Below are 20,003 nucleotides of genomic sequence, written 5' to 3'. Positions count from 1 at the left end.
CTGCCTTTTTGTGCTATACTAAAGGTATGCATAGAAAAACAGTGATTGATTTTAGGGCTTTGGGCGAGAGATACACCTTTACCCAGCCGATCAAAGAGTTAAAAACGAGAGATTTATCAGAAGTGGCGGACTTGCTGGCACAGGTGGAGAGCTACCAAGAGCAAGGCTATTATGTGGTGGGCTATGTCAGCTATGAGGCTGCACCTGCTTTTGAGGAGAAATTAGCAGTTCACAAGGTTTCTTTACTGGCAGAGTATTTGCTTTACTTTACCGTTCACGATAGGGTGGAAACATCCCCTATTCCTCTGACTTATGAGGAAGTAGATCTGCCTTCAAATTGGCAGGAAGTAACGTCAGCAGAGGACTATGAAAAGGCTATTGCCCAGATTCACCATCATTTGCGTCAGGGGGACACCTATCAGGTCAACTACACTGTCCAACTCAAGCAAGACCTAAGTGCCAATTCTTTTGCCATCTACAACCGCATGGTGGTAGAGCAGGAGGCGGGCTACAATGCCTATGTTGAACACGATGAGATGGCAGTGATTTCCATGAGTCCAGAGCTCTTTTTTGAGCAAAATGACCGGGAATTAACGACTCGCCCGATGAAGGGAACAACCCAGCGGGGAGTGACTGACGATGAAGATTTGAAAGAGGCAGCTTGGTTGGAGCAAGATCCTAAAAATCGCTCTGAAAATATGATGATTGTGGACCTCTTGCGCAATGACATGAACCGTATTTCTGAAGTGGGCAGTGAGCGTGTAGAACGTCTTTGTCAAGTGGAGCAGTATTCAACCGTTTGGCAGATGACTTCGACCATCAAGAGTCGGTTACGAGAGGATGTGGACTTGGTTGTCATTTTTCGCTCTCTCTTTCCTTGTGGTTCCATAACGGGTGCACCCAAAATTGCGACCATGGAAATTATCAAAAACTTGGAACCCCAACCCAGAGGAGTTTACTGCGGAACGATTGGTATCTTGCTTCCAAATGGGCGACGAATTTTCAATGTCGCTATTCGGACTATCCAACTGCATCAAGGGAAAGCCATCTATGGAGTTGGCGGAGGGATTACTTGGGATAGTACTTGGGAATCTGAATACCGAGAGGTTCATCAAAAAGCGGCTGTACTCTATCGTAAACAAGCACGTTTCCAATTGATTACTACTGGGAAAATCAGCCAAAAACAACTGCTTTTTAAAAATCAACATCTGGAAAGACTGAGACAAGCTAGTCGTTATTTTGCCTATCCTTTTGATCCAGAAGATTTGAGACAAAAGATAAAGGAAGAGTGTCAAGCTTGCGATTCCCACCAAGACTATCGTTTGCGAATTACCCTCAGCAAGTCTGGAGAGCTAGAACTCAGTCGCCAAATCTTAACACCCCTTAGTCCAAGTTTTTGTCAGGCTAAACTCTGTTTACAGGAAGCGGATTTACAGCGACCCTTTACCTACTTTAAAACAACTCACAGACCACACTTAAGTCTAGGGAAACAGGAAATCATTTACCATAATGTAGCAGGAGAACTGCTTGAGACCTCCATTGGAAATCTGGTTCTGAAAATTGCCGGAAAATTCTATACACCGCCTATCAGACTAGGAATTTTGCCAGGAATCTACCGCCAGCATTTGCTAGAAACAGGACAGGTAGAGGAAAAAGTCTTGACTTTGGCAGACTTGAACCAAGCGGAAACTATCTATGGCTGTAATGCAGTCAGAGGTTTGTATGAGTTGAAAGTGATATAACTATGGATTTTTCAATTAAGTTTTAGATTTATTTCTGAATATTTAATATTTGATTTGAAAGCAAAATAAAGTATATGGTATACTATAGGTATAAATCGTTAAAATAATGGAGATTTTTATGAAAAAATCAAAAAGAATTTTAGTAACCAGCTTAGCAACTGCAACACTGGGACTTATTTCATTTGCAGATACAACTGAAGCCTTTCCTTTTTCGGCTCAGCATGTTTCTGCTCAAGAAAAGGATGCACCTAAAAATGGTAAGGTTGTAAAAGAGAATACAACTTCGGCGCCAAATCAAGCTGAGAAACCAAAAACATCAGCTCAAAACCCTTCTGAGAAACCAAAAACACCAGCACCAAAACTCGCGCCGAAGCCGGCACCAAAACCCGCACCGAAGCCGGCACCAAAACCCGCGCCGAAGCCGGCACCAAAACCCGCGTCGAAGCCAGCACCAAAACCCGCGCCGAAGCCGGCACCAAAACCTGCGCCGAAGCCAGCACCAAAACCCGCGCCGAAGCCGGCACCAAAACCCGCACCAAAACCCACGCCGAAGCCAGCACCAAAATCCGCGCCGAAGCCGGCACCAAAACCCGCACCAAAACCCACGCCGAAGCCGGCACCAAAACCCGCACCAAAACCCGCGCCGAAGCCGGCACCAAAACCCACGCCGAAGCCAGCACCAAAACCCGCGCCGAAGCCGGCACCAAAACCCGCACCAAAACCTGCGCCGAAGCCAGCACCAAAACCTGCGCTGAAGCCAGCACCAAAACCTGCGCTGAAGCCAGCACTGAAACCCGCGTCGAAGCCAGCACCAAAACCCGCGCCGAAGCCAGCACCAAAACCCGCGCCGAAGCCGGCACCAAAATCCGCGCCGAAGCCAGCACCAAAACCCGCGCCGAAGCCGGCACCAAAATCCGCGCCGAAGCCGGCACCAAAACCTAAAGAAACAACTCCTAAACAGGATAAATCACAATCTAAAGTTCAGTCTGGCTGGGTAGGAAATTACTACCTCAAATCAGATGGGAAGAGAGCTAAAAATGAATGGGTAGATGGTGGTCGTTATTATGTTGATTCTGATGGAAAAAAGGTTAAAAGTGACTGGATTTATGATAAAAACTATGGTTCATATTATTATCTAACAGCAGAAGGAAGCTCTGCTCGCAATAAATGGGTAGGAAATTCTTATCTCAAATCAGATGGAAAGATGGCCAAGAATGAATGGGTAGATGGTGGCCGTTACTATGTTGATTCTGAAGGCAAAATGGTAAGGGAAAAATGGGTAGATGGTGGCCGTTACTATGTAGGATACGATGGTGTGCGGCAACCAAAACCAGCAGATGGGAACCAGTACAATGCTGCTTTAAGGAGAGCGAAAAGCTATAATTCGTGGGCAAATATGTCAAAAAAAGCTCTCTATGACCAATTAATGTTTCATGGTTTTTCAAGTTCAGCAGTGCAGTATGCCATCGATCACTTGAATGCAGATTACAAAGCAAATGCCTTAGCTAAAGCAAGAGAATACCGAAAATATAGTAATATCTCAAAAACTGAAATTTATGACAGGCTAACTTCTCCTTATGTTGGAAAATTTACAAAAGAAGAAGCCAACTATGCTATTCAAAAACTTAATCTACCATCAGAAGGCAGCTATCCTCGCAATAAATGGGTAGGATACTATTATTATAAATCAGATGGAAAGATGGCCAAGAATGAATGGGTAGATGGTGGTCGTTACTATGTTGATTCTGAAGGCAAAATGGTAAGGGACAAATGGGTAGATGGTGGTCGTTACTATGTAGGATACGATGGTGTGCGGCAACCAAAACCAGCAGATGGGAACCAGTACAATGCTGCTTTAAGGAGAGCGAAAAGCTATAATTCGTGGGCAAATATGTCAAAAAAAGCTCTCTATGACCAATTAACGTGGAATGGTTTTTCAAGTTCAGCAGTGCAGTATGCCATCGATCACTTGAATGCAGATTATAAGGCAAAAGCCTTAGCTAAAGCAAGAGAATATCGAAAATATAGTAATATCTCAAAAACTGAAATTTATGACAGGCTAACTTCTTCTTGGATTGGAAAATTTACAAAAGAAGAAGCAAACTATGCCATTCAACATCTAGGGGATAAATAGTTATTAATTATAAAATGTAACTTTTTCATGCAAACCTTTGCACAAATTTGATGATTTTGTTATACTAGTACTGTAAGCATTTTCAATTAAAAAGGAGAAGACGATGAGTCAAAAGATTATTGGGATTGACCTTGGTGGAACATCTATCAAGTTTGCAATTTTAACTCAAGAGGGAGAAATCCAAGAAAAATGGTCTATTAAGACCAACATTTTGGATGAAGGAAGCCATATTGTAGATGATATGATTGAGTCTATTCAACATCGTTTGGACTTGCTTGGATTGTCAGCTACGGATTTCCGAGGGATTGGGATGGGATCACCTGGTGTGGTTGACCGTGAAAAAGGAACTGTTATCGGTGCCTACAACCTAAACTGGAAAACCCTTCAACCAATTAAAGAAAAGATTGAAAAAGCCTTGGGTATTCCATTCTTCATTGATAATGATGCCAACGTAGCTGCTCTTGGTGAGCGCTGGATGGGTGCTGGTGACAACCAACCGGACGTTGTCTTTATGACACTTGGTACCGGTGTTGGTGGTGGTATCGTCGCTGAAGGAAAACTGCTCCACGGTGTTGCTGGTGCGGCAGGAGAGCTTGGTCACATCACTGTTGACTTTGACCAACCAATCGCATGTACCTGTGGTAAAAAAGGCTGTCTTGAGACAGTTGCTTCAGCAACAGGGATTGTCAACTTGACTCGTCGTTATGCAGATGAATACGAAGGCGATGCAGCTTTGAAACGCTTGATCGATGATGGAGAAGAAGTAACTGCTAAAACTGTCTTTGACCTTGCAAAAGAAGGGGACGACCTTGCCTTGATCGTTTACCGTAACTTCTCACGTTACTTGGGTATTGCATGTGCTAATATCGGATCAATCCTCAACCCATCAACTATCGTTATCGGTGGTGGGGTGTCAGCAGCTGGAGAATTCCTTCTCCAAGGTGTTCAAAAAGTCTACGACGAAAATACCTTCCCACAAGTACGCACATCAACTAAACTAGCTCTTGCAACTCTAGGAAATGACGCTGGAGTTATCGGAGCAGCATCGCTTGTATTGCAATAAGATCATAAAAGGAGAAAAACACTACTTTAAAGCCAGTGATTTTCCTCCTTTCTTTTTTTATGCTATACTAGTTAAGACAATAAATGAGGTAAGGGTAAATGACAAAAGCAGATAAGATTTTTAAAGAGAATATTGAACGAATCCTCAAAGACGGCGTCTTTTCTGAACAAGCACGTCCCAAGTACAAGGATGGGACTGTTGCCAACTCCAAGTACGTAACGGGTGCCTTTGCCGAGTATGACTTGGCTATGGGGGAATTTCCCATCACAACCTTGCGTCCCATTGCAATCAAATCCGCCATCAAGGAAGTACTCTGGATCTACCAAGATCAGTCTAATAGCCTAGAAGTGCTAAATAGCAAGTACAATGTTCACTACTGGAATGACTGGGAAGTGGGAGATACGGGAACCATCGGTGAACGCTATGGGGCGGTCGTTAAGAAACACGATATCATTAATAAGATTCTCAAGCAGTTGGAAGCCAATCCCTGGAACCGTCGCAATATCATCTCACTCTGGGATTACCAAGCATTTGAGGAGACAGACGGCCTCCTTCCATGCGCCTTTCAGACCATGTTTGATGTCCGTCGGGTTGATGGGGAAATCTATCTGGATGCGACCTTGACCCAGCGCTCTAATGATATGCTGGTGGCCCACCATATCAATGCCATGCAGTATGTGGCTCTTCAAATGATGATTGCCAAGCATTTTGGCTGGAAGATTGGGAAGTTTTTCTATTTTATCAACAACCTCCATATCTATGATAATCAGTTTGAACAAGCTCAGGAATTGCTCCGTCGTGAGCCGTCAAACTGCCAACCTCGTTTGGTCTTGAATGTTCCTGATGGGACCAATTTCTTTGATATCAAAGCGGAGGACTTTGAGTTAGTTGACTATAATCCAGTCAAGCCACAACTGAAGTTTGATTTGGCTATTTAAGAAAATAAAAAGAAGTTGAGAAATCTCAACTTCTTTTGTTGCTTAATGTGATACGCGGCGGCGAGCTGCTTTTTTGCGGTTTTCTTCGATGAAAGCTGCTTTTTGCTCTTCTGGCTCAATCACTTTCTTTTTAATTGCGTATACTGCACCTGCAACGGCAGCGACAGTTCCTGCGACACCTGTTACAAGACCTTTAGCGAATCCTTTAGCCATGAGTCTTCCTCCTTTATCTTCCCGATCAGCCAGGCTCCTCAAGTGGTAGCATTTTTCTGACTGACCTTTTTATGATATAATAATAGTAACGAAAAAATGGGAATTTTTCAAGGAAAAAAGATGAAAACAAAAATAATTGTGATTGTTGGACCGACTGCTGTTGGGAAGACAGCTCTTGCTATTGAAGTAGCCAAGCGCTTTGGTGGAGAGGTGGTCAGCGGTGACAGTCAGCAAGTATACAGAGGGTTGGATATTGGAACAGCCAAGGCTAGCCCGGAGGAGCAAGCTGTTGTTCCTCATCATTTGATTGATGTCAGAGAGGTGACCGAGTCTTACTCGGCTTTTGATTTTGTTTCAGAAGCTAAGGCAGCCATAGAGGACATCCAAAGTCGTGGCAAGCTTGCTATTATCGCTGGAGGCACAGGGCTTTATATCCAGAGCTTGCTGGAAGGCTACCACCTAGGTGGAGAAACACCTCATGAGGAGATTTTAGCCTATCGGACTAGTTTGGAGCCTTATTCAGATGAGGAATTAGCCCATCTTGTGGAGCAAGCAGGTCTTGAAATTCCCCAGTTTAACCGTCGTCGTGCCATGCGCGCCTTGGAAATTGCCCATTTTGTTCAGGATTTGGAAAATCAGGAAAGTCCTTATGAACCACTGATTATCTGCTTGGATGATGAACGCAGTCAGCTTTATGAACGTATCAATCGCCGAGTAGATCTGATGTTTGAGGCTGGGCTTTTGGATGAGGCCAAGTGGCTCTTTGACCATTATCCAGATGTGCAGGCAGCTAAAGGCATTGGCTACAAGGAACTCTTTCCTTATTTCCGTGGGGAGCAAACTCTTGAGGAAGCCAGCGAGAGTCTCAAACAGGCGACTCGCCGTTTTGCTAAGCGTCAGCTGACCTGGTTCCGTAATCGCATGCAGGTGACCTTTTATCAGATAGGAGAGCCTGACGTGCAGGACCGCATTTTAAGCCAGATAGAGGAGTTTTTAGATGATTGAAACGGAGAAAAAAGAGGAGCGAGTCCTGCTCGTAGGTGTGGAATTGCAGGGCATGGACAATTTTGACCTCTCTATGGAAGAGTTGGCCAGTCTGGCTAAGACAGCTGGGGCAGTCGTCGTAGATAGCTACAGGCAAAAACGGGAAAAGTATGACTCCAAGACCTTCGTCGGCTCTGGTAAGTTGGAAGAGATTGCGCGGATGGTAGATGCAGAAGAAATTACTACTGTCATCGTCAATAATCGTTTGACTCCACGGCAAAATGTCAATCTAGAAGAAGTTCTGGGAGTTAAGGTTATTGACCGTATGCAGTTGATTCTGGATATCTTTGCCATGCGGGCTCGAAGCCATGAAGGGAAACTCCAAGTCCACCTAGCTCAACTCAAGTATCTCTTGCCTCGCTTGGTTGGTCAGGGGATTATGCTTAGCCGTCAGGCAGGGGGAATTGGTTCTCGTGGTCCAGGTGAAAGCCAGCTGGAACTGAACCGTCGTAGTGTTCGTAATCAAATCACAGATATCGAGCGCCAGCTCAAGGTGGTTGAGAAAAATCGGGCGACAGTCAGAGAAAAACGCTTGGAGTCAAGTACCTTTAAGATTGGTTTGATTGGTTACACCAATGCTGGGAAATCAACCATCATGAACACCTTGACCAGTAAGACCCAGTATGAAGCAGACGAGCTCTTTGCGACTCTGGATGCGACGACAAAGAGTATCCATTTGGGAGGTAATCTTCAGGTTACCTTAACTGATACGGTTGGCTTTATCCAAGATTTGCCAACAGAATTGGTATCCAGTTTCAAGTCAACCTTGGAAGAAAGCAAGCATGTGGACCTTCTGGTTCATGTCATTGATGCCAGCAATCCTTATCACGAGGAGCATGAAAAAACGGTTCTGTCTATCATGAAAGACTTGGATATGGAGGATATTCCTCGCCTGACTCTTTATAATAAAGCAGATTTGGTGGAGGATTTCACGCCTACTCAAACGCCTTATGCCCTCATTTCTGCCAAGTCTGAGGATAGTCGTGAGAATTTGCAGGCTTTGTTTTTAGAGAAAATCAAGGAGATTTTTGAAGCATTTACTTTGCGCGTGCCTTTTTCAAAATCCTACAAGATACATGATCTAGAAAGTGTAGCGATTCTGGAAGAGCGCGACTATCAAGATGACGGTGAAGTGATTACAGGCTACATTTCCGAGAAAAATAAATGGAGGTTAGAGGAATTTTATGACTGATATTAAAACCTTGGCTCTAAAGTATGGGGGCTATACAAGTCTGGATAGGGTCTATCTAGATCAGCTTCTAGCTGGCAAAACAGAGCAAGAGCAGTTGGCTCTCATCACACCTCCTCCGAGTGTCGTTAATGCCTACTTTGCAGAACTCTACCAGAAAAAGAGTCCTGAAGCTGCGACGGATTATTTTGCAGAACTCAGTCATGAACTGAACCTCTACAATGCTGAGCCAAGTTTCACCTTTGAAAATAAGCCTTTTATTCGTCTTAATTTATCTGGCAAATCTTTTGGATTTTGCTATGAGAGTAAGGGCCTGGGGCGAATCTTCTCTGAAAATGAAGAGGTAATCTCGGATGACTTGCTCTTTGAGATTGCGCAAATTTTCCCCCATCAACTCGTCTTTGAAGAGTCTGGTAATATTTACATGAAGGCTGTCGGAGATGAAGAAGTTGTTAGTGTGGAGAATCTCACAGCATTGACAGACTTGGAAAGTTTTGCTGATGGTCGCAAACGTCTCAAGGGCTACAGCCAAGAGGATTTATTGCAAGAAGCTGTTGCTTTTTCTGGCAGTCGCTATTTCCGATCGGAAAATCGCACAGCTATGTTATATATTGATTAATTAGAAAGTATCGAATGGATATTCAATTTTTAGGAACAGGGGCCGGTCAGCCCTCTAAAGCTCGCAACGTTTCAAGTCTAGCATTGAAACTCTTGGACGAGATTAACGAAGTCTGGCTCTTTGACTGTGGAGAAGGAATGCAAAATCGTATTCTGGAAACCACAATTCGACCACGTAAGGTCAGCAAAATCTTTATCACTCACCTGCACGGAGATCACATCTTTGGATTGCCAGGATTTCTCTCTAGCCGTGCTTTTCAGGCTAATGAGGAGCAGACAGATTTGGACATTTATGGACCACAAGGGATCAAGTCATTTGTCTTAACCAGTCTACGTGTGTCGGGTTCTCGTCTGCCTTATCGCATTCATTTTCATGAGTTTGACCAAGATTCTCTAGGGAAAATCCTTGAGACCGATAAATTCACGGTGTATGCAGAGGAGCTGGACCACACTATTTTCTGTGTTGGCTATCGTGTCATGCAAAAGGACTTAGAAGGTACCTTGGATGCTGAAAGACTTAAGGCTGCTGGTGTTCCATTTGGCCCGCTTTTTGGAAAAATCAAAAACGGTCAGGACGTTGTTCTAGAAGACGGAACTGAAATCAAGGCAGCAGACTATATCTCAGCACCACGACCTGGTAAGATTATTACTATTCTGGGTGACACCCGAAAAGCTAATGCCAGTGTGCGTCTAGCTGTTAACGCTGATGTCCTTGTCCATGAGTCGACTTATGGCAAGGGAGATGAAAAAATTGCCCGCAACCACGGTCACTCAACCAATATGCAGGCAGCACAAGTAGCAGCAGAAGCCGGTGCTAAACGCCTCTTGCTCAATCATATCAGTGCTCGTTTCCTCTCAAAAGATATCAGTCAGCTCAAGAAAGATGCGGCAACTGTTTTTGAAAATGTCCATGTGGTCAAAGACTTGGAAGAAGTGGAAATTTAGAAGATTGAGAAAGGATAAGTATGCGCACCATCATCATCACTGGAGCAAGCGGTGGCTTAGCCCAAGAAATGGTCAAACTCTTGCCAAATGACCAACTCATCTTGCTAGGTAGAAACAAGGAAAAACTAGCCCAACTATATGGAAATCATCCTCATGTGGAATTAATTGAAATCGATATTACTGATGACTCAGCCCTGGAAGCACTAGTAGCTGACCTCTATCTCCGTTATGGCAAGATTGATGTCTTGATTAACAATGCTGGCTATGGAATTTTTGAAGATTTCAACAAGATCTCTGATCAAGACATTCACCAGATGTTTGAGGTCAATACCTTTGCCCTGATGAATCTGTCTCGTCGCTTTGCGGAGCGCATGAAGGAAAGTCGAAAAGGTCATATCATCAATATCGTCAGCATGGCAGGATTGATAGCGACTGGCAAGTCTAGTCTATATTCTGCGACCAAGTTTGCGGCCATTGGTTTTTCAAATGCTCTTCGCCTTGAGCTCATGCCCTATGGTGTCTATGTGACAACTGTTAATCCAGGACCTATCCGTACAGGATTTTTTGACCAGGCAGACCCAGATGGGACCTACCTCAAATCGGTCGACCGTTTTCTATTGGAACCAGATGCTGTCGCGCAAAAGATTGTTAAGACCATAGGCAAAAATAAACGTGAAATCAATCTTCCGCTCTTACTGAATCTAGCCCATAAGTTTTATACCCTCTTTCCCAAGTTAGCAGATAAGTTGGCTGGGGAAACCTTTAATTATAAGTGAAAAGGCTGTTCCCTTGAGGAATGGCTTTTTATTTTTTTCGGTTGCTAATTTGTAGAAAAATACCACATGATAAACAGGCAGTTTATAACGATTAAGCCCATTTAAGGTATAAATAGAGATAAGAAAGCAGAAAAGAGAGGATAAACTTCGAGTCTAACATAACTGAAAGTATATCTATAGCCGAAGCTTATGAAGTCAAGATAAAATAGGATTAAAAGAACTTGCCCTTTGTCAGATTGATTAGACTGTAAATTGGAGTTAGGAATATTCTTAGAATAGATGAAGAAAATAAAAAAAGTAAAAATGTTAAAATATCTTGACATTTTATCGATTTAGAGTATAATAAGAAATGTAAAGAGCTCTTGACATTATTACAAAAATTTGGAGGAACAAAGCCATGAAAAAGATGGATGAAATGGACAGAGATATTCAGTTGCGTTCTGAGGAGTGGGGCTATAAAACAGCGCTTTTGGGTTTATGTGCATGGACAGGATTTAATATCTATCAAGCACTTGTTGTTGGTGGCAAACTTGAAATGCTTCCTTGCTTAATTTTGATCTTATCTGTAAGTGTGCAAGGATTTGCTCAAACCGCAATAAAACGCAATATGATTGCTGGTGATGAAGAGTATAAAGAACCAAATAAACTTGTTCAAGGAGTCATTCTAGCAGTTGTCACTGTTATCGTAGTATTGGCTGTTGGCGTTTATTTTTTTCAGAAAGACTAATGCTGTATGAAAAATAACATCAAACAGTTAAGAAAGTCTGAGGGACTACGTCAGGAAGATATGGCAAGAATATTAGGCGTTAGTCGACAAACCATAATTGCTATAGAGAATGACAAGTACAATCCTACACTTGAACTAGCAATGAAAATTGCAAGGTTGCTACGACTACATGTTGAAGAAATTTTCATTTTAGAAGATTAAAGATATCAGATAGCTTTTATTTTAATCATCTGATTCGTAATGATGAGAGAGTTTTTCAGTTCATGGAAACTCTCTTTTTAAAGCTCAAAAAGAGTCTACTCAATTTTACCCTTGTCCATCTTATATATCTATCGTAAAACTGGTATAAAATTTGCAAATAAACAGCTAAAATAGTATACTAGTTCTGTTAATTATGAAAACGTTTGCGTTTTTGTTGATGATAGATTATTTAGGAGACAAATGATGGAATTAACAGCTATTTATCATAGACCAGAATCAGAGTATGCATATCTTTACAAGGAAGATCAGCTACATATCCGAATTAGAACCAAGATAAATGATGTCCAGAAGGTTATCTTACACTATGGAGATCCCTTTATTTTCATTGAGGATAAGTATGAAGCCAAGAAAGAAATGACCAAAGTAACCTCAGATGCCCTATTTGACTATTGGCAGATTACAGTCTCGGTTGATTTTTTACGCATTCAGTATCTCTTTGAACTCCTTGATAAAGAGGGTAAGGGTATTTTTATGTAGATAAGGAACATACTCAAGAAAACTTGGATGCTGAAGGAAATGGCTTTAAACTTCCTTATGTTCACGAAATTGATGGATGTCAGGTTCCTAGTTGGGTTTCAAATACCGTGTGGTATCAGATTTTCCCAGAACGCTTTGCTAATGGAAATCCTCATTTGACGTCAGATGGGAGCTACCTCAAGTCTGTTGACCGATTTCTCTTAGAACCAGATGTAGTCGCTAGAAAAATTGTCAAAATCATAGGAAAAAACAAACGGGAACTCAATCTCCCAGTTTTGTTGAATCTAGCCCATAAGTTTTATACCCTCTTTCCCAAGCTGGCCGATAAGTTGGCAGGGGGAATCTTTAATTATAAGTAAAAGGAGTTCCTTACAAAAGGAACTTTTTTATAATACTGAACTGAGTGTCAAAAATTTGTTTGTTTTTGTTCTAAATCTACATTCATTTTTTTCGAATCTTCTACAAATTTTAGAAAAAACAATCAAAAATATGATTTTTTGTGTTTAGGGTATTGAAATTTCCTATATTATTTTATAAAATAAGGGTAAAAGGCTATGAAAAAGTAATGTGCTTACAAATAAATGGAAGCGGTTACTAAAGGAGGGTTTTATGGAAAAAGGCCATTGGAATCGTAAAAGAGTCTACAGCATTCGTAAGTTTGCCGTAGGCGCTTGCTCTGTCATGATTGGAACCTGTGCGGTTCTATTTGGAGGAAGTGTCATTGGAGAATCACCAGTTTTCGCGGATGAAACTCCAATTACTCACACTGTGGAACAAGCAAAAGAGGAAAGTCCGGCAGTGGAGGAAAAAGAAGATCAAACTGTAGCAGAGCACAAGGATGCTGCAAGTGTCGATCAAAGTCAAGCCACTCCAATTGAAGCAAGCAAACCCGAGAAGAAAGAAGAGGAACCTGTAGCTCCAAAAGAGGAGAAAGCATCTCTAAAACCTGAAGAAACTGCTCCAAAGGTAGAATCTCAAGCTTCAAGTCAAGAAAAGCCTGTCAAGGAAGATTTGAAAGCTGCGACAAATGAAGAAGTGAATCAAATGATTGAAGATAGAAAAGTGAATTTTAATCAAAATTGGCACTTTAAACTCAATGCGAATCCTAAAGAAGCTGTGAAATCAGATGCAGACGTATCAACATGGCAAAAATTGGATCTCCCACACGACTGGAGTATCTTTAACGATTTTGACCATCAGTCACCTGCCCAAAACGAGGGTGGACAGCTCAATGGTGGTGAAGCTTGGTATCGCAAGACCTTTAAACTTGATGAAAAAGATCTCAAGAAAAATGTTCGTGTCACCTTTGATGGTGTCTACATGGATTCTCAAGTCTATGTCAATGGCCAGTTAGTGGGGCATTATCCAAATGGTTATAACCAGTTCTCATACGATATCACCAAATACCTTCACAAAGATGGTCGTGAGAATGTGATTGCTGTCCATGCGGTTAACAAACAGCCAAGTAGCCGTTGGTACTCAGGTAGTGGTATCTACCGTGATGTGACCTTGCAAGTGACAGATAAGGTTCATGTTGAGAAAAATGGGACAACCATCTTAACACCAAAACTTAAAGAACAGCAACACGGCAAGGTTGAAACGCATGTAGCCAGCAAAATCGTCAATACAGATGATAAAGACCATGAATTGGTGGCAGAGTATCAAATCGTTGAACGTGGTGGTCAGGCTGTAACAGGCTTGGTTCGTACAGCGAGCCGTACCTTGAAAGCACATGAGTCAACAAGTCTTGATGCGATTTTAGAAGTTGAACAACCAAAACTCTGGACCGTTTTAAATGACAAACCTGCCTTGTATGAACTGGTTACGCGTGTTTACCGTGACGGTCAATTGGTTGATGCTAAGAAAGATTTGTTTGGTTACCGTTACTATCACTGGACTCCAAATGAAGGTTTCTCTTTGAATGGTGAACGCATTAAATTCCATGGTGTTTCCTTGCACCATGACCATGGAGCGCTTGGAGCAGAAGAAAATTATAAAGCAGAATACCGTCGTCTCAAACAAATGAAGGAGATGGGCGTTAACGCCATCCGTACAACTCATAACCCTGCAAGTCCACAGACATTGCAAATCGCAGCAGAACTTGGTTTGCTCGTTCAGGAAGAGGCCTTTGATACGTGGTATAATGGCAAGAAACCTTATGACTACGGACGTTTCTTTGAAAAAGACGCTACTCACCCAGAAGCTAGAAAAGGTGAAAAATGGTCTGACTATGATCTTCGTACCATGGTCGAAAGAGATAAAAACAACCCAGCTGTCTTCATGTGGTCTATAGGGAATGAAATCGGTGAAGCTAACGGTAATGCTCACTCTCTTGCAACGGTTAAACGCTTAGTAAAAGTGATTAAAGATGTTGATACTACACGTTATGTTACCATGGGAGCAGATAAGTTCCGCTTTGGTGATGGTAGCGGTGATCATGAGAAAATTGCTAATGAACTGGATGCAGTTGGTTTCAACTATTCAGAAGACAACTACAAGAAACTTCGTGCGAAACATCCAAACTGGTTGATTTACGGTTCTGAAACATCTTCAGCTACCCGTACACGTGGAAGTTACTATCGCCCTGAACAGGAATTGAAACATAGTAACGGACCTGAGCGCCATTACGAACAGTCTGACTATGGTAATGACCGAGTTGGCTGGGGTAAAACGGCAACAGATTCATGGACATTTGACCGTGACAACGCTGGCTATGCTGGACAGTTTATCTGGACAGGTACGGACTATATCGGTGAACCTACACCATGGCACAACCAAAACCAAACTCCCGTTAAGAGCTCTTACTTTGGTATCGTAGATACAGCAGGTATTCCAAAACATGACTTTTATCTCTACCAAAGCCAATGGGTTTCTGCTAAGAAGAAACCAATGGTTCACCTCCTTCCTCACTGGAACTGGGAAAAGAGAGAATTGGCATCGAAAGTCGAAGATGCAGACGGAAAAATCCCAGTTCGCGCCTATTCAAACGCTGCAAGCGTAGAATTGTTCTTGAACGGTCAATCTCTTGGAGTTAAGACCTTCAACAAGAAACAAACTAGTGATGGCCGTACCTACCAAGAAGGTGCCAATGCCAAGGAACTCTATCTTGAGTGGAAGGTTGCTTACCAACCAGGTACTTTGGAAGCTGTAGCTCGCGATGAAGCTGGAAAAGAAATTGCACGTGACAAGATTACCACTGCAGGCCAACCAGCAGGTGTTCGTCTTGTCAAGGAAGAACACGCAATCGCAGCAGATGGAAAAGACTTGACCTACATCTACTACGAAATCGTTGATAGTCAAGGAAATGTAGTGCCAACTGCCAATAATTTGTTTCGTTTCCAATTGCATGGACAAGGTCAACTGGTCGGTGTTGATAATGGGGAACAAGCCAGCCGTGAACGCTACAAGGCACAACCTGATGGTTCTTGGATCCGCAGAGCCTTTAACGGTAAAGGGGTTGCCATTGTTAAATCAACTGAGCAAGCAGGTAAATTCACTCTAACAGCCCATTCAAATCTCTTGAAATCTAGTCAAGTAACGGTCTTTACTGGTAAAAAAGAAGACCAAGAAAAGACCGTTCTCGGAACAGAAGTACCAAAAGTACGTACTGTTATTGAGAAAGAGCCAAAAATGCCGAAGACAGTCGGTTTTATCTACAGTGATGGCAGTCGTGAAAAACGTCCAGTAACTTGGTCTTCAGTTGATGTGAGCCAAGCAGGAGTTGTGACTGTTAAAGGTATGGCAGACGGACGTGAAGTTGAGGCCCGTGTCGAAATTCTAGCAATCGCAAATGAGCTTCCAACTGTTAAGCGTGTTGCTCCAGGAACAGACTTGAGCGCTGTTGACAAATACGTTTCTATTGCTGTTACGGATGGAAGCGTACAAGAATACGAAGTTGATAAGTGGGAGATTTCGGAAGCAGATAAAGCTAAACTGTCAGTTGCAGGCTCACGTATTCAAATGACTGGTCAACTGGGTGGTGAGACTATTCACGCTACCCTTGTGGTAGAAGAAGGTAATCCTGCGGCTCCTGCAGTACCAAATGTAACTGTTGGTGGCGAATCTGTCACTGGTCTTACTACTCAAAATCCAATGCAATATCGAACTCTTGCTTATGGAGCTAAGTTACCAAAAGTCGCAGCAAGTGCTGAAAATGCAGCTGTTACAGTGGTGCAAGCAAGTGCAGCAAACGGTATGCGTTCAAGCATCTTTGTTCAACCAAATGATGGTGGCCCTCTTCAAATGTATGCGATTCAATTCCTTGAAGAAGCACCAAAAATTGACCATTTGAGCCTACAAGTGGAAGAAGCTGACAGCCTCAAAGAAGACCAAACAGTGAAATTGTCGGTTCGAGCTCACTATCAAGATGGAACGCAAGCTGTATTACCAGCTGATAAAGTGACCTTCTCTACAAGTGGTGAAGGGGAAGTCGCAGTTCGTAAAGGAATGCTTGAGTTGCATAAGCCAGGGACAGTCACTCTGAAAGCGGAATATGAGGGAGCTACAGGTCAAGTTGATCTCACTATCCAGGCCAATACTGAGAAAAAAGTAGCCCAATCTATCCGTCCAGTAAACGTAGTAACAGACTTGCATCAAGAACCAAGCCTTCCAGCAACAGTAACAGTTGAGTATGACAAAGGTTTCCCTAAAACTCATAAAGTCACTTGGCAAGCTATTCCAAAAGAAAAACTAGACCACTATCAAACCTTTGAAGTTCTAGGTAAAGTTGAAGGTCTTGATCTTGAAGCGCGTGCAAAAGTCTCTGTAGAAGGTATCGTTTCAGTCGAAGAAGTTAGTGTGACAACCCCAATCGCAGAAGCACCACAATTACCAGAAAGCGTCCGTACATATGATTCAAATGGTCACGTTTCATCAGCTAAGGTTACTTGGGATGCGATTCGTCCAGACCAATACGCCAAGGAAGGTGTCTTTACGGTTAATGGTCGTCTAGAAGGTACGCAATTAACAACTAAACTTCATGTTCGCGTATCTGCTCAAACTGAGCAAGGTGCAAATATTTCTGACCAATGGACCGGTTCAGAATTGCCACTGGCCTTTGCTTCAGACTCAAATCCAAGCGACCCTGTTTCAAACGTCAACGATAAATTGATTTCCTTTAATGACCGCCCAGCCAACCGTTGGACAAACTGGAATCGCAGTAATCCAGAAGCTTCAGTTGGTGTCCTATTCGGAGATTCAGGTATTTTGAGCAAACGTTCAGTTGATAATCTAAGTGTCGGATTCCACGAAGACCACGGAGTTGGTGTACCGAAGTCTTATGTGATTGAATATTACGTCGGTAAGACCGTTCCAACAGCCCCTAAAAACCCTAGCTTTGTAAGTGAGGAAAACCATGCATTTAATGATCCTGCAAACTGGAAAGAGGTAAGCAATCTCAAAGCACCAGCTCAATTAAAAGCTGGAGAAATGAATCATTTCAGCTTTGATAAAGTTGAAACCTATGCTGTGCGCATTCGCATGGTGAAAGCAGATAACAAGCGCGGAACTTCTATCACAGAGGTACAAATCTTTGCGAAACAAGTTGCGGCAGCTAAACAAGGACAAACAAGAATCCAAGTTGACGGCAAAGATTTAGCAAACTTCAACCCTGATTTGACAGACTACTACCTTGAGTCTGTAGATGGAAAGGTTCCCGCAGTAACAGCAAGTGTTAGCAACAATGGTCTTGCGACGGTCGTTCCAAGCCTTCGTGAAGGTGAGCCAGTTCGTGTTATCGCGAAGGCTGAAAATGGTGACATCCTAGGAGAATACCGTCTACACTTTACAAGCAATAAAGACTTGCTCTCTCGTAAACCTCTTGCCGCGGTCAAACAAGCTCGCTTGCTACAAGTAGGGCAACCGCTTGAATTGCCAACTAAGGTTCCTGTTTACTTCACAGGTAAAGACGGCTACGAAACAAAAGACTTGGCAGTTGAATGGGATGAAGTTCCAGCAGAAAAGCTGACAAAAGCAGGTCAATTTACCGTTCGAGGCCATGTCCTTGGTAGTGATCTTGTTGCTGAGTTCACTGTACGAGTGACAGACAAACTTGGCGAAGCTCTCTCAAATAACCCAGAGTATGATGAAAATAGTAACCGCGCCTTTGCTTCAGCCACTAACGACATTGATAGAAACTCCCATGACCGTGTGGACTATCTCAATGACGGAAATCATTCAGAAAATCATCGTTGGACAAACTGGTCTCCAACACCATCTTCTAATCCAGAAGTATCAGCAGGTGTGATCTTCCGTGAAAATGGTAAGATTGTAGAACGGACTGTAGCGCAAGCCAAACTTCACTTCTTTGCAGATAGTGGTACAGATGCACCATCTAAACTCGTTTTGGAACGCTATATTGGCCCAGATTTTGAAGTGCCTACCTACTATTCAAACTACCAAGCCTACGATGCAGCTCATCCGTTTAATAATCCAGAAAATTGGGAAGCTGTACCTTATCGTGCGGATAAAGACATCGCAGCTGGTGATGAAATCAACGTAACATTTAAAGCTGTCAAAGCCAAAGCCATGAGATGGCGTATGGAGCGTAAAGCAGACAAGAGCGGTGTTGCGATGATTGAGATGACCTTCCTTGCACCGAGTGAATTGCCTCAAGAAAGTACCCAATCAAAAATTCTTGTAGATGGAAAAGAACTTCCTGACTTCGCTGAAGATCGTCAAGACTACCAAATCACCTATAAAGGTCAACGTCCAAAAGTCTCAGTCGAAGAAAGTAATCAAGTAGCTTCAACAGTTGTAGATAACGGAGACGATAGCCTTCCAGTACTTGTTCGCCTTGTTTCAGAAAGTGGAAAACAGGTCAAGGAATACCGTATCCAACTAGTTAAGGAAAAACCAGTTTCTGAGAAAACAGCCCCTGCTATTCAAGGAGAAAATCCAAGTCTTGAGGTTGTCGAAAAGGAACTTGCCTTCCAAACTGTTGAAAAAGAAGATCCAAGTCTATATGTAGGTGAAAGTCGTGTAGAACAAGAAGGACAAGTTGGTAAGGAACGCATTCTTACATCTGTTAGTCCAGACGGAACTCGTGAAGAGAAACTCCGTGAAGTGATCCAGGCTCCTGTTAACCGGGTTCTTCTTGTTGGAACTAAACGTGGTACGGCTCAACCACTTGATGGCAATGCAAGTTTAGTTCATGAAAAACCAGAGCTTCTGGTGGAAGAAGAGGCAATTGATTTCAAAATTCAAGAACGTAAGACTGACAAACTTTATGTGAGTGAAAGTCGTGTTCTTCAAGAAGGTCAAAAGGGTGTTCGTATTCATCTAGTAGAAGTCGAAAACGGTAAGCGTACATTGAAAGAAACTTTTGATAAGATAGTTGCGCAAGATCGTATCGTGGAAGTTGGAACTAAGCGAGGTACGGCTCAACCGCTTGATGGTGTCAAAGATTTGGTTCATCACAAGCCAGAGCTCCTAGTGGAAGAAGAGGAAGTTGATTTCCAAGTTCAAGAACGTAAGAACGATAAACTTCCAGTAGGGCAAACTCGTGTGATCCAAGAAGGCCAAAAAGGTGTTCGTGTCCACCTAGTAGAAGTCGAAAACGGTAAGCGTACATCGAAAGAAACCTTTGATAAGGTAGCAGCACAAGATCGTATCGTGGAAGTGGGAACTGCTGTAGCACAAGAAGAACTAAACCCACAAGTTCCTGTCAATCCAGATGCGCACCAACTGGCTCAAACAGGAGCACAATCTCAAGAAGAAAAAGTGACACAAACTGAAAAAGGTCACCTTCCAAATACAGGAAGTGAGTCTCAGGTGTCAGCTTTAGCAGCAGGATTGGCTATCTTGGGCTTAGGTGCAGGCCTTGCAGCTACTACTCGCAAAAAAGAAGATTAAGTTTAGTTACAAGCTAAACTGAACA

General features: G+C 42.8%; 13 protein-coding genes and 2 pseudogenes. 14 read left to right on the top strand and 1 reads right to left on the bottom strand.

What is annotated here, in order from left to right; genetic code table 11:
- Nucleotides 1-26: 26 nt before the first annotated feature.
- From pabB to B7705_RS01345, 4 genes are all read left to right on the top strand, one after another.
- On the top strand, nt 27-1,742 hold the full coding sequence (gene pabB, locus B7705_RS01360) for an aminodeoxychorismate synthase component I (protein ID WP_084947188.1): 1,716 nt from the start codon (nt 27-29) through the stop codon (nt 1,740-1,742).
- A gap of 118 nt (nt 1,743-1,860) precedes the next feature.
- Entirely contained in the window at nt 1,861-3,876 is a 2,016-nt protein-coding gene (locus tag B7705_RS09605) for an Ltp family lipoprotein (RefSeq protein ID WP_239822331.1), read from the top strand.
- Between the two features lie 103 nt (nt 3,877-3,979).
- Entirely contained in the window at nt 3,980-4,939 is a 960-nt protein-coding gene (locus tag B7705_RS01350) for an ROK family glucokinase (RefSeq protein ID WP_000078548.1), read from the top strand.
- A 98-nt stretch (nt 4,940-5,037) separates the two neighbouring features.
- Nucleotides 5,038-5,877, top strand: coding sequence for a thymidylate synthase (locus B7705_RS01345; RefSeq protein ID WP_084947090.1), 840 nt, complete (start codon nt 5,038-5,040; stop codon nt 5,875-5,877).
- Nucleotides 5,878-5,919: 42 nt separating this feature from the next.
- Here the strand turns inward: B7705_RS01345 and B7705_RS01340 are convergent, their stop codons facing one another.
- Complete coding sequence (locus B7705_RS01340; protein WP_001051782.1) at nt 5,920-6,090, bottom strand: DUF3042 family protein; 171 nt, start codon at nt 6,088-6,090, stop codon at nt 5,920-5,922.
- 120 nt (nt 6,091-6,210) lie between these two features.
- Between B7705_RS01340 and miaA the strand changes: the two genes are divergently transcribed.
- The 10 genes and pseudogenes from miaA to bgaA all read left to right on the top strand — a co-directional run bounded on the left by miaA (nt 6,211) and on the right by bgaA (nt 19,978).
- Nucleotides 6,211-7,095: a tRNA (adenosine(37)-N6)-dimethylallyltransferase MiaA gene (miaA, locus tag B7705_RS01335; RefSeq protein ID WP_084947087.1), complete on the top strand. Its 885-nt coding sequence runs from the start codon at nt 6,211-6,213 to the stop codon at nt 7,093-7,095.
- The gene (hflX, locus tag B7705_RS01330) at nt 7,088-8,326 is read left to right on the top strand and encodes a GTPase HflX (RefSeq protein WP_084947085.1); all 1,239 of its coding nucleotides are present in this window, start codon (nt 7,088-7,090) and stop codon (nt 8,324-8,326) included. Before miaA ends, hflX begins: the two co-directional genes overlap by 8 nt.
- The gene (locus B7705_RS01325) at nt 8,319-8,942 is read left to right on the top strand and encodes a hypothetical protein (protein ID WP_000129724.1); all 624 of its coding nucleotides are present in this window, start codon (nt 8,319-8,321) and stop codon (nt 8,940-8,942) included. The genes hflX and B7705_RS01325 overlap by 8 nt, the downstream gene beginning before the upstream one ends.
- A gap of 14 nt (nt 8,943-8,956) precedes the next feature.
- A complete protein-coding gene (gene rnz / locus B7705_RS01320; RefSeq protein ID WP_049549780.1) occupies nt 8,957-9,886 on the top strand; it encodes a ribonuclease Z in 930 nt (309 codons plus the stop codon).
- 20 nt (nt 9,887-9,906) lie between these two features.
- Nucleotides 9,907-10,662 (top strand): SDR family NAD(P)-dependent oxidoreductase, encoded by a 756-nt coding sequence (locus tag B7705_RS01315; RefSeq protein ID WP_049549781.1) that lies wholly within the window; start codon nt 9,907-9,909, stop codon nt 10,660-10,662.
- A 397-nt stretch (nt 10,663-11,059) separates the two neighbouring features.
- A complete protein-coding gene (locus B7705_RS01310) occupies nt 11,060-11,389 on the top strand; it encodes a hypothetical protein (protein ID WP_004252308.1) in 330 nt (109 codons plus the stop codon).
- Nucleotides 11,390-11,395: 6 nt separating this feature from the next.
- Entirely contained in the window at nt 11,396-11,590 is a 195-nt protein-coding gene (locus tag B7705_RS01305; protein ID WP_006150191.1) for a helix-turn-helix transcriptional regulator, read from the top strand.
- Between the two features lie 243 nt (nt 11,591-11,833).
- A pseudogene (locus tag B7705_RS09800) lies at nt 11,834-12,300 on the top strand (alpha amylase N-terminal ig-like domain-containing protein); the annotation flags it as partial.
- Nucleotides 12,292-12,486, top strand: a pseudogene (locus tag B7705_RS09775) (SDR family NAD(P)-dependent oxidoreductase); the annotation flags it as partial. The pseudogenes B7705_RS09800 and B7705_RS09775, both read left to right, overlap by 9 nt.
- Nucleotides 12,487-12,736: 250 nt before the next feature.
- Nucleotides 12,737-19,978: an LPXTG-anchored adhesin/beta-galactosidase BgaA gene (bgaA, locus tag B7705_RS01295; RefSeq protein ID WP_084947082.1), complete on the top strand. Its 7,242-nt coding sequence runs from the start codon at nt 12,737-12,739 to the stop codon at nt 19,976-19,978.
- Nucleotides 19,979-20,003: the final 25 nt, after the last annotated feature.

The sequence above is a fragment of the Streptococcus oralis subsp. dentisani genome (genome assembly GCF_002096685.1).
GTDB classification, from domain to species: domain Bacteria; phylum Bacillota; class Bacilli; order Lactobacillales; family Streptococcaceae; genus Streptococcus; species Streptococcus oralis_AD.
Note: the sequence above shows the minus strand (reverse complement) of the source record. Positions and strands in the feature narration are given on the sequence as shown.